Consider the following 11,672-nt stretch of genomic DNA (forward strand, 5'->3'; position numbering starts at 1 on the left):
GCACCCGGCTGGCCGTGCTGAGTCCCGAGGAGTGCCGGGCACGGCTGGGCGGCCCGTGGACGCCTTTGGCCTACGCTCTGCCGCGTGACGGTACTCGACTGCTACCCGTGTATCCAGGAGACGCGGTTCGCCGCTCTGCCGCCCCGTGAGCGGATCGCCCACGACGAGCACTGGCGGGTGGCCCACGCCCACGGCACCGCGCTGCCCGGGTGGCTGGTGCTGCTGCCGCGGCGGCACGTGGTGGCCGTGCACGAGCTCACCGCCGCCGAGGCGGCGGGCCTCGGCACGTGGCAGGTACGGCTGTCGGCGGCGCTGCGGGACGTGACGGGCTGCGCCAGGAGCTACGTCGCGCAGTTCGCGGAGAAGCGGGGATTCGAGCACGTGCACTTCCACGTCGTCCCCCGGCCGGAGGACCTGGCCCCGGAGCTGCGCGGGCCCGGGGTGTTCGCTCTGCTGCGGCGTCCGGAGGAGGAATGGGTGGCGGCGGCGGACGCGGACCGGCTCGCGCGGGCACTGGCAGAGCGACTCGCGCCGTGACGCCGTCCTGGTGTCGCACCGTCGCGGCGTCACACCGCGAACACGCCGGCCGCATCAGCTCCTGCATGTCGTCCAGCATCGGCATCCGCGGGTTCGCCGGTGCGCACTGGTCCTCGTACGCGTTCAGGGACTGCTGCGGCAGCGCGTCCAGGAACGCCTTCTCGTCGACGCCGAGCGCCTGGAACGACGGTTCGATGCCCGCCGCGTCACGCAGCCGTTCCACGGCGGTGGCCAGGGAATCGACGCCCTCCTGCGGGGTCGAGGCGGGGAGCCCGAGGGTGCGCGCTATCTCCTGGAAGCGTTCCGGCGCCCGGTAGTCCTCGTACTTCGGCCAGCCGGTCAGCTTCGTCGGCACGGTCCCGTTGTAGCGGATGACGTGCGGCAGCAGGACCGCGTTGGTCCGCCCGTGGGCGATGTGGAACGTGGCGCCCAGGGTGTGGGACATGGCGTGGACGATGCCGAGGAAGGCACTGCCGAAGGCCATGCCCGCGATGGTGCCGGCGTTGTGCATCTTCTCGCGCGCCTCGGGGCTGTTCGCCCGGTCGTTCACCGCCGCCTCGAGGTTGGCGAAGATGAGCCTGATGGCGTGCAGAGCGGGCCCGTCGGTGAAGTCGTTGGCGTAGACGGACACATACGCCTCGATGGCGTGCGTGAGGGCGTCGAAGCCGCTGTCGGCGGCGAGCGCTGGCGGCAGCGCGGCGGTCAGCAGCGGGTCGACGATGGCCACGCTGGGGGTGAGGGCGTAGTCGGCGAGGGGGTACTTCTTGCCGCTCGCGGGGTCGGAGATGACCGCGAACGGGGTGACCTCCGCGCCGGTGCCCGAGGTGGTCGGGATGCACACCAGCCGCGCGCGTTCGCCGAGAACCGGGAAGCGGAAGGCCCGCTTGCGGATGTCGGAGAACTTCTGCCGCATGTCGGCGAAGTCGATGTCCGGCTGCTCGTACAGCAGCCACATCACCTTCGCCGCGTCCATCGGCGAGCCGCCGCCGAGGGCGATGATGGTGTCCGGGCGGAAGTCCCGCATCAGGCGGGCGCCGCGCTGCACCGAGTCGATGGTGGGCTCGGGTTCGACGTTGTCGATGACCTGGACGGTCACGGCCTCGGGGCGGCGCTGGAGCACCCGGGTGACGCGGTCGGTGAAGCCGAGCCGGGTCATCGTCGCGTCCGTGACGACGGTGACGCGGTGCACCTCTGGCATCGATGTCAGGTAGCGGATGGCACCGGGCTCGAAGTAGATCTTCGGCGGGACCTTGAACCACTGCAGGTTGTTGTGCCGGGTGGTGACCCGCTTGATGTTCAGCAGGTGCGCGGCGGAGACGTTGTTGGACACCGAGGTGCTGCCCCAGGAACCGCAGCCCAGCGTCAGCGAGGGCAGCAGGCTGTTGTAGACGCCGCCGATAGCGCCCTGCGAGGACGGCGAGTTGACGATGACCCGTACGGTCTTCATGCGCCGGCCGTACGCCTCGGCGACCTCCGGGTCCTCGGTGTGCACGACCGCGGTGTGGCCCTGCCCGTGGAAGGCCACCATGTCGGCGGCCAGCTGGAAGCCCTGGTGGAGCGAGCCGGCGCGCAGCACGGTCAGCACCGGGCAGAGCTTCTCCCGCGTCAACGGCTCGTCGGCGCCGACGTGTTCGGCCTCGACGAGGATGATCGAGGTGTCCTCGGGGACGCTGAACCCGGCGTGCTCGGCGATCCAGGCCGGGCTCTGCCCGACGGCCGCCGCGTTGACCTTCGGCTCGCAGCCGCTGTTGGTGGTGTCGCCGGGGAACAGGAACGTCTCCAGCTTCCGCTTCTCCTCGGCGGTGGCCAGGTGCGCGTGGAGCGTGCGGAACTCGGCGAGCGCCGCGTCGTAGATCTCGGTGTCCAGGATGACGGCCTGCTCGGAGGCGCAGATCATGCCGTTGTCGAAGGACTTCGACAGCACGAGGTCGTTGACGGCGCGCCGCACCTTGGCGCTCTTGTGGACGTACGCGGGGACGTTGCCCGCGCCGACGCCCAGGGCCGGCTTGCCGGCCGAGTACGCCGCCTTGACCATCGCGTTGCCTCCGGTGGCGAGGATCATCGAGACCCCGGGGTGCTTCATCAGCGTGCCGGTCGCCTCGACCGACGGCTCCTCGATCCACTGCACGCAGTGCTCGGGCGCGCCGGCCGCGACGGCCGCGTCGCGCACGACCTTGGCGGCGGCGGCGCTGCACCGCTGCGCCGAGGGGTGGAAGGCGAAGACGACGGGGTTACGGGTCTTGAGCGCCATCAGCGCCTTGAAGACGGTGGTGGACGTCGGGTTGGTGACCGGGGTGACGGCGCACACCACGCCGACGGGCTCGGCGATCTCGATCATGTCGTCGATGTCGTCGCGGGCGATGACCCCGACGGTCTTCATCTTGCCCATGCTGTGCGTGACGTGCTCGCACGCGAACATGTTCTTCGCGGCCTTGTCCTCGAAGACGCCGCGGCCGGTCTCCTGCACCGCGAGCAGGGCGAGCCCGGTGTGGCTGTCGAGGGCGGCGACCGAGGCCTTCTTGACGATGTGGTCGATCTGTTCCTGCGTCAGGGACTCGTAGTCGGCGAGCGCCTTCAGCCCGTTGGTGACCAGTCGGTCCACGGCGATGGAGGGCTCCGACGGGGGTGCGTCGAGGGCGGTCCGCTTGCGTTCGTCGTGACGGGCCATGGCGATTGCCTCCGTTGTCGGGGCCGCGCCGGCGGTCGGGCGGCTCATGAGGGAAGCGGCCCGGTGACGTGTGGTCCGTACCGCTTCGACTCCACCCTCCCGCGGGGGAGGGGCCGGGACCCAGGTGCCACAGGTCCCTGCCTCGGCCCGAACGGCCCGGAGGCCCCGGGCCGTTCGGGCCCGGGGCCTTCCTCACCCCCCACCTGGGTGGTCCTGGACGGTCCTCACCTGCTGTCGCTGCCCTGTGTCCCCTCCAGCGCCGCCCTGCCCGCCTCCAGCCGGGCGACCGGCACCCGGAACGGGGAGCAGGAGACGTAGTCGAGGCCGGCGCCGTGGAAGAAGTGCACCGAGTCGGGGTCGCCGCCGTGCTCGCCGCAGACGCCGATCTTCAGGTCCGGCCTGGTGGCCCGGCCCTCGGCGACGGCGATCTCGATCAGCCGGCCGACGCCCTCGCGGTCCAGTGTCTCGAACGGGGAGACCTTGAAGATGCCCTGGTCGAGGTAGGCGGAGAAGAACTCCGCCTCGACGTCGTCGCGGGAGAAGCCCCACGTGGTCTGGGTGAGGTCGTTGGTCCCGAAGGAGAAGAACCGCGCCTCCTGGGCGATCCGCCCCGCCGTCAGCGCGGCCCTGGGCAGCTCGATCATCGTGCCCACCGGGCAGTCGACGGTGACGCCGGTCTCCTCCGACACCTCCGACAGGACCCGCTCCACCTCGGCCCGCACGATGCGCAGCTCCTCGACGGTGTCGACGAGCGGGACCATGATCTCGGCCCGCGGGTCGCCGCCCGCCTTCCTCCGCTCGGCGACCGCCTCCGCGATGGCCCGCACCTGCATGGCGACCAGGCCGGGCACCACCAGGCCGAGCCGGACGCCGCGCAGCCCGAGCATCGGGTTCTCCTCGTGCATGCGGTTCACGGCCTCGAGCAGTTCCACCTCGTGCGGGTCCTTCGCGTCGCCGTGCGCCTCGGTCGCGGCGAGCCGCACGGCCAGTTCGGTCCGGTCGGGCAGGAACTCGTGCAGCGGCGGGTCGAGGAGCCTGATGGTGACGGGGAGGCCGTCCATGGCTTCGAGGATGCCCACGAAGTCCTGCCGCTGGAGCGGCAGCAGACCGGCCAGCGCCCGGTCGCGCCCGTCGTCGGTGGTGGCGAGGATCATCGCCTCCACCAGCCGGCGGCGCTCACCGAGGAACATGTGCTCGGTGCGGCACAGGCCGATGCCCTCGGCACCGAAGCGGCGGGCCCGCGCGGCGTCCTCCGGGGTGTCGGCGTTGGCGCGCACGCCCAGCCGCCGTACCGCGTCGGCCTGCTGCATCAGGCGGTGCACCGCGTCGACGACCGGCTGCTCGCCCTCGCCGGCCGGCTGCCCGTGGTTCTCGAAGTACCGCACGACCTCGGAGTCGACGAGCGGGGCGGCGCCGAGGTGCACGACGCCCTGCGTGCCGTCGACGGAGATGACCGTGCCCTCGGTGACCGTGGTCCCGTTGGTGCTGAACCGCCGTGCCGCCGGGTCGACGTCGAGTGCCTCGGCGCCGCACACGCAGACCTTGCCCATGCCGCGGGCGACGACGGCCGCGTGGCTGGTCTTGCCGCCGCGGCTGGTCAGGATGGCCTGGGCGGCGACCATGCCGGGCAGGTCGTCCGGGGTGGTCTCCTGCCGTACGAGGACGACCTTCTCGCCGGCTGCGGCGCGGCGGACGGCCTCGGCGGAGGTGAAGACCACGGCACCCACCGCGGCGCCGGGCGAGGCCGGGATGCCGTGGGCGAGGGGTTCGGCGACCGACTCGCTGTCGAAGCGCGGGAACATCAGCCGGGCGAGCCCTTCTCCGCTCACCCTCTCCAGCGCCTCGTCCTGGCTGATGAGCCCCTCGTCGACGAGTTGGTGCGCGATGAAGAACGCCGCCTCCGCGGTGCGCTTGCCGACACGGGTCTGGAGCATCCACAGCTTGCCGCGCTCGATGGTGAACTCGATGTCGCACAGGTCCCGGTAGTGGTCCTCCAGGGCCCGCATGTGGCCGCACAGTTCCTCGTACGAGGCCGGGTCGAGGCGCTGGAGCTCGGCCAGAGGGATGGCGTTGCGGATGCCGGAGACGACGTCCTCGCCCTGGGCGTTGGGCAGGTAGTCGCCGTAGACGCCGGGCCGGCCGGTGGCCGGGTCGCGGGTGAAGGCGACGCCGCTGCCGGAGTCCTGGCCGAGGTTGCCGAAGACCATGGTCTGCACGTTGACGGCGGTGCCGAGGTCGTCGGGGATGTGCTCGCGGCGCCGGTAGATGCGGGCCCGCTCGACGTTCCACGACGAGAAGACGGCGTGGATGGAGCGGCGCAGCTGCTCGACGGGGTCCTGCGGGAACTCCTCGCCGGTCTCCCGGAGGATCAGTTCCTGGTAGGTCCCGACGAGCCCGGCGAGGTCGGCGGCGTCCAGGTGCAGGTCGTCGGGCGCGTTCCTGGCCCTCTTCAGCCGGGCCAGTTCGCCCTCGAAGAGCGCGCTGTCGATACCCATGACCGTGCTGCCGAACATCTGGACGAGCCGGCGGTAGGAGTCGAAGGCGAAGCGTTCGTTGCCCGTGACCTTCGCCAGGCCCTTCACGGACTCGTCGTTCAGCCCGATGTCGAGGATCGTCTCCATCATGCCGGGCATGGAGAACCTGGCCCCGGAGCGCACGGACAGCAGCAGCGGGTCGTCCGGCCGGCCCAGCGTCCGTCCCGCGGCCTCCTCCAGGGCCGCCAGCCGTGCGGCGACCTCCCGGTCCAGGCCCTCGGGCTCGCTTCCGGTGGCGAGGAACACCTTGCACGCCTCGGTGGTGACGGTGAACCCGGGCGGCACGGGCAGTCCCATCCGGGTCATCTCGGCGAGGTTGGCTCCCTTCCCGCCGAGCAGGTCGGCCATCTCCCGGCCGCCTTCGGTGAAGTCGTACACGTAACGGGCCATGAGGCTCTGCCTTCCGGGGAGTCGGCGGACCGTGGTCGCGGTCGGCCGCGGGTCGCTGGATCGACGGGTAGAGGGAGGACGGGCGGGGACGGGCCGCGCCGCGGGGAACGGCGGCGTGCCGCGGATGCCGGGCCGGGCTCACATCTCGAAGACGATGCGGGCCTCGACGTCCCCGCGCAGCACGTCGGCGATGGACTCGTTGACGCTGTCGAGCGGCCGGGTCTGGTAGATCACCCGGGTCCGGCCCGCCGCGTGCAGCCGGAACACCTCGTCGAGGTCCTGCCGGGTACCGACGATGGAGCCGATGACCGAGGTGCCGTTCAGCACGGTGTCGAAGATCGGGACCCGGATGGTGCCGCCCGCCGGCAGCGCGACCATGACCAGCTTGCCGCCGCGCCGCAGGCCGCCGTAAACGGCCGCGAACGCCTCCTCGTTGACCGCGAGCGCGACGGCGGAGTGCGCGCCGCCGTGCTCCCTGAGGACCTTCGCCGGGTCCTCGGTACGCGCGTCGATGACGATGTCCGCGCCCAACTCCCGTGCCAGCTCCAGCTTTTCGTCGGTGACATCGATGGCGGCGACCGTCGCTCCGGCGATCTTGGCGTACTGCACGGCGAGATGACCGAGACCGCCGACGCCCGAGATGGCGACCAACTGCGAGGGAGCGACCCCGGCGACCTTGAGCGCCTTGTACGTCGTCACGCCCGCGCAGGTCAGGGGAGCGGCGTCGCGCGGGTCGATGCCGTCCGGCACGACCTGCGCGAAGTCGGCGTCGGCGAGCATCTTCTCGGCGTAGCCGCCGTCGACGCTGTAGCCGGTGTTCTGCTGCTGCTCGCACAGCGTCTCCCAGCCGGACAGGCAGTGCTCGCACCGCCCGCAGGCGTATCCGAGCCACGGCACGGCCACCCGCTGGCCCACCGAGAGGTGGGTGACGCCGGTTCCGAGGCCCTCCACGATGCCGACACCCTCGTGACCGGGAATGAACGGCGGGACCGGCTTGACCGGCCAGTCGCCCTGCGCCGCGTGGATGTCGGTGTGGCACAGCCCCGACGCCTCGACCCGGATCAGCACCTGGCCGGGGCCGGGTACGGGGTCGGGGCGCTCCTCGATGACGAGCGGCTGGCCGAGTGCCTGGACGACTGCTGCCTTCATGGTGTTGTTCTCCTGTGGCCGAGGCTTTCTGACGCCCTGTCCGGGCGCTGTCGAGTACAGACTCGCCTGCCGGGCACGGTGCCCGGCAGGTCCCGGACGTCCTTCGCGAGGGGCCCGACCGGCCCTCAGTCGTGGGGCACGACGGCCACGGGCGCGGCCGAGTGGTGGATGACCCCGTGGGTGACGGGCCCGATGCGCATGCCCAGCGCCGGCCGGTGCGTCCTGCGGCCCACGACCACCAGTGCGGCGTGGCCGGTGTGCTGGAGCACCACGTCGGAGGCGGAGGCCAGGTCGAGCGTCTCGACCAGTTCGACGTCGGGGTACTGCTCACGCCACGGCGCGAGCCCGTCGGCGAACTCCTTGCGCACCTGGGCCTCGTTCTCGCGGCCCTCGTCCTCCAGGCGGAGCGCCTCGGGGTTGTAGGCGTAGATGGGCAGCGGCTTCCAGGCGTGCACGACGCGCAGCCCGACCCCGCGGGCGGCCGCGGCGGCGAAGGCGAAGCGCATGAGCTCCGGCGCGGGGGCGGTGCGGTCCTCGACCGCGACGACGACCTCGGCGTCCTCCGGGTCCGCGTCGGCACGCTCGCCCGGCCGCACCAGCACCACCGGGCTCTTCGCCCGGGCCACGATCTGCATGCCGACGGAGCCGAGCAGGAAGCCGGCGACGGCGCCGTGCCCGCGCGAGCCCAGCACCAGCAGTTCGGCGTCCTCGGCGCGTTCCAGCAGGCCCTTGGTCGCCGTGTCGGGTATCAGTTCGACCGAGACCGGCAGGTCCGGGTGGCGGGAGGTCAGGTCCTCCGAGACCTTCTGGAGAATCTCCTGCGCGCGGCGCTTCTGCGCGTCCAGATCCAGGTTGACCGGAATGTCGCCGGGCTGCTCCACCCTGGCGTTCAACAGCACCAGCGGCAGGGAGCGCAGCCCGGCCTCACGGGCGGCCCACTCGGCGGCGGCGAGGCTTTCGGGTGAACCGTCGAGACCGACGACAATGGGGGAAGACATGAGAGGGACCTCCGTGTCGATGCATTGGGCCGGCGGCGGTCCCGCGGGCCTCCACCGCATCGTGAGGCTGCGGCAGCACCCGGCCCATGGGCCGCTGGGCCCCTGCGGCACCGCCAATGGTCCCCCCTAACGTTCCCACCACGGCCGCGTTCACGCCCGCCGGCCGCCCCGGGGAGCCCGGCCGGGCACCGCGGCGGAAGACCGGTGGTCCGCCCGGCCGGAGGCCGGACCCGAACGTCCCCCTCACTCGTCCCCGTACGGCCCTGCCGGCCCCGCACCGGGCCCCGGCAGGCTGAACGGCGAACACCGGCACAGGGGACCGCACACCGTCCTCGCGCCGGTCCGTCACCGCGCCACCGCGCCACTGACCAGGAGGACGACAGACATGACCGTGCGGGTGGGAATCAACGGCTTCGGCCGCATCGGACGCAACTACCTGCGGGCCGTGCTGGAGCGCGCCGAGTCGGCGGCCGGTACGCCGGTCGAGGTGGTGGCCGTCAACGACCTCACCTCCCCGGCGGCCCTCGCCCATCTGCTGGAGTACGACTCGACGTACGGCAGGCTGCGCAGGACTGTCGGGCACGACGAGAGCTCGGTCACGGTCGACGGCAGGCGCATCGCCGTGACCGCCGAACGCGACCCCGCCGCCCTGGCCTGGGGCGAACTGGGCGTCGACGTCGTCATCGAGTCGACCGGCCGTTTCCGCACCCGGGCGGACGCCGGACTCCACCTGAAGGGCGGCGCCCGCAAGGTGCTGCTGTCCGTGCCGGGCAAGGACGTCGACGCCACCGTCGTCATGGGCGTCAACGAGGACACCTACGACCCGGACACCGACGATGTGATCTCGAACGCCTCGTGCACCACCAACTGCGTGGCGCCGATCGTCAAGGTCCTCGACGAGGCCTTCGGCATCGACAAGGGCCTGATGACCACCATCCACGGCTACACCAACGACCAGGTCGTGCTGGACGGCCCGCACAAGGACCCGCGCCGCGGCCGCACCGCCGCCGTCAACATCATCCCGACCAGCACCGGAGCGGCCCGCGCCGTCGGACTGGTGCTGCCCGAACTGGCCGGCACCCTGGACGGCATCGCGGTCCGCGTCCCCGTCGAGGACGGCTCACTCACCGACCTGACCGTGGTACTCGACCGCCCCGTGACCGCCGACGAGGTCAACGCCGCCTTCCGGGAGGCCGCCGCCGGCCCGCTCAGCGGCATCCTGCGGGTCTCGGACGCCCCGATCGTCTCCCGCGACATCGTCGGCGACCCGGCCTCCTGCGTCCTGGACGCACCGCTGACCCAGGCCCACGGCGAGCTGGTGAAGGTCTTCGGCTGGTACGACAACGAGTGGGGCTACACCAACCGGCTGCTCGACCTCACCGAGTACGTCGCGGCCCGCCTCCCGGAGCGCTGACCGGAGCCGGCCGGGGCGCTCCCGACCCCGCCGGGTCCTCCCCGCTCCCGACCCCGCCGGGTCCTCCCGGACGCTCCCTCCAGGCGTCCGGGAGGGGACCGGCCGGGCAGCCGCCGTTCCGCTGCACGTGCCCGGGTGGGTACGGTGACGGGGCGGAGGTCCGTCCGGACGTCCGCATGACCAGGCAAATATGGAGGAATCAGCTGTGGGAAGCTCCGGGGACAGCCGTACTCGATTGCCGCAATTGAGGCTCGACGAGTTGCTGGAGGAGCTTCAGGCCAGGCTGGACGCCGCGCGCGGCACACGTGACCGGGTGCACAGCCTGCTCGAAGCCGTCCTGTCGGTGGGGCGTGAGCTGGAGCTGGAACAGGTGCTGCGGAGCATCGTGGAGGCCGCCGCGGTCCTCGTCGAGGCGGAATACGCGGCGCTCGGCGTGATCGGGCCCGACGGCAAGCGGCTGTCGGAGTTCCTGACCGTCGGCGTGAGCGACGAGCAGATCGCCCGGATCGGCCCCTACCCTTCCGGACACGGCATCCTCGGCGAGCTGATCAGGAACCCGGAACCGCTGCGGCTGACGAAGATCTCCCAGCACGCGGCCTCGTACGGCTTCCCGCCCAACCATCCCCCGATGAACAGCTTCCTCGGCGTGCCGATCCGGGTCCGCGACCACGTCTTCGGCAACCTCTACCTCACCGAGAAGCGCGGGGGCGCCCAGTTCGACGCCGAGGACGAGTCGGTGCTGTCCACCCTCGCCGTCGCGGCCGGTGTGGCCATCGACAACGCGCGGCTCTACGAGGAGGCCATGCTGCGCGAGCGCTGGCTGATGGCCAGCGCGGAGATCAACCACAGCCTGATGTCCGGCAGCCCCCGCGGGGAGGTGCTCGGCCTGATCGCCGAGCGGGCACGGGACATCGCCGACGCCGACCTGGCCATGGTCGCGGTGCCGGTGCCCGACACCGGGACGCTCGCCGTCGAGCTGGCCATCGGCCGCAATGCCGAAACCCACCGCGGCCTGACGCTGCCCGTCGAGGGCAGTCTCATAGGCGCCGCGTACACCGCCGCCCAGCCCGTCACCAGCCCGGACGTCCGCGGCGACGACCGGGTCACGGCGAGCCGGCAGAGATTCGAGGGCATGGGGCCCGCGGTCGCCGTCCCCGTCGGCAGCGGCGACGGGGTGCGCGGTGTGCTGCTGCTCGTCCGCGAGGCCGGACGCACCGTGTTCGGGAAGACCGAGACGGGGCCGCTCCTCGGCTTCTCCGGCCAGGCGGCCGTGGCGATGGAGCTGGCCGAGCGGCGCGCCGACGCCGAGCAGATCGCCCTGCTGGAGGACCGCGACCGGATCGCCCGCGACCTGCACGACCTCGCGATCCAGCGGCTCTTCGCCACCGGCATGACCCTGCAGAGCGCCGGGCGCTTCATCGAGCACGCCGGGGCGTCGGAGCGGGTGCTGCGCGCGGTCGACGACCTGGACGAGACCATCAAGATCATCCGCTCGACGATCTTCGGGCTGCGGGCCCGGGAGTCGGACGGCGGCGAGACTCTGCGCACCCGCGCCGTCAGGGCCGTCGGCGAGGCCGCACCCGTCCTCGGCTTCGCCCCGAGCCTGCGCATGGAGGGCCTCCTCGACACCAACGTGCCGCGCGAGGTCGCCGACCAGCTCGTCGCGGTCCTCTCCGAGGCCCTCACCAACGCCGCCCGTCACGCCCACGCCAGCCGCGTGGACGTCGCCCTCGAGACCGACGGCGTCGAGGTCACCCTCACCGTCTCCGACGACGGTGTCGGCGTCCCCGAGGGCGGCCGCCGCAGCGGCCTGCGCAACCTCGGCGAACGCGCCGACCAGCTCGGCGGCACCTTCGACATCAAGTGCCCCGCCGGCGGCGGCACGACCCTGACCTGGCGTGTGCCCATCGGCGACCGCTGACACCTCTCGCCGTACCCCGTACTCCGGCCGCCCGGGCCCTTGCCCCGCGCGGCCGGATGCC

Annotated in this window: 6 protein-coding genes and 1 pseudogene; 3 read left to right on the forward strand and 4 right to left on the reverse strand. The window is 72.2% G+C overall.

Annotated features, from left to right (window positions below; translation table 11 throughout):
* Window positions 1-84: 84 nt before the first annotated feature.
* Window positions 85-348 (forward strand): annotated as a pseudogene (locus GUY61_RS41945) (HIT family protein); the annotation flags it as partial.
* Here GUY61_RS41945 and adhE read toward each other — a convergent pair.
* The 4 genes from adhE to GUY61_RS27030 form a co-directional block, all read right to left on the reverse strand.
* On the reverse strand, window positions 257-3,205 hold the full coding sequence (gene adhE, locus GUY61_RS27015) for a bifunctional acetaldehyde-CoA/alcohol dehydrogenase (protein ID WP_279576857.1): 2,949 nt from the start codon (window positions 3,203-3,205) through the stop codon (window positions 257-259). The pseudogene GUY61_RS41945 and the gene adhE overlap by 92 nt on opposite strands.
* A gap of 224 nt (window positions 3,206-3,429) precedes the next feature.
* A complete protein-coding gene (gene ppdK, locus GUY61_RS27020) occupies window positions 3,430-6,129 on the reverse strand; it encodes a pyruvate, phosphate dikinase (RefSeq protein ID WP_166632862.1) in 2,700 nt (899 codons plus the stop codon).
* A 138-nt stretch (window positions 6,130-6,267) separates the two neighbouring features.
* Window positions 6,268-7,278 carry an alcohol dehydrogenase AdhP gene (gene adhP / locus GUY61_RS27025; protein WP_166632863.1) on the reverse strand — a complete coding sequence of 337 codons (1,011 nt, stop codon included), beginning with the start codon at window positions 7,276-7,278 and terminating at the stop codon, window positions 6,268-6,270.
* 125 nt (window positions 7,279-7,403) lie between these two features.
* The gene (locus GUY61_RS27030) at window positions 7,404-8,276 is read right to left on the reverse strand and encodes a universal stress protein (protein WP_166632864.1); all 873 of its coding nucleotides are present in this window, start codon (window positions 8,274-8,276) and stop codon (window positions 7,404-7,406) included.
* A gap of 385 nt (window positions 8,277-8,661) precedes the next feature.
* Here GUY61_RS27030 and gap point away from each other — a divergent pair, with 385 nt between their 5' ends.
* Together gap and GUY61_RS27040 are read left to right on the forward strand one after the other, a co-directional pair.
* The gene (gap, locus tag GUY61_RS27035) at window positions 8,662-9,690 is read left to right on the forward strand and encodes a type I glyceraldehyde-3-phosphate dehydrogenase (protein WP_166632865.1); all 1,029 of its coding nucleotides are present in this window, start codon (window positions 8,662-8,664) and stop codon (window positions 9,688-9,690) included.
* A 190-nt stretch (window positions 9,691-9,880) separates the two neighbouring features.
* Window positions 9,881-11,611 carry a GAF domain-containing sensor histidine kinase gene (locus GUY61_RS27040; RefSeq protein WP_166632866.1) on the forward strand — a complete coding sequence of 577 codons (1,731 nt, stop codon included), beginning with the start codon at window positions 9,881-9,883 and terminating at the stop codon, window positions 11,609-11,611.
* Window positions 11,612-11,672: the final 61 nt, after the last annotated feature.

The sequence above is a fragment of the Streptomyces sp. GC420 genome (assembly GCF_009916105.1).
In the GTDB taxonomy this organism is placed as follows: Bacteria; Actinomycetota; Actinomycetes; order Streptomycetales; family Streptomycetaceae; genus Streptomyces.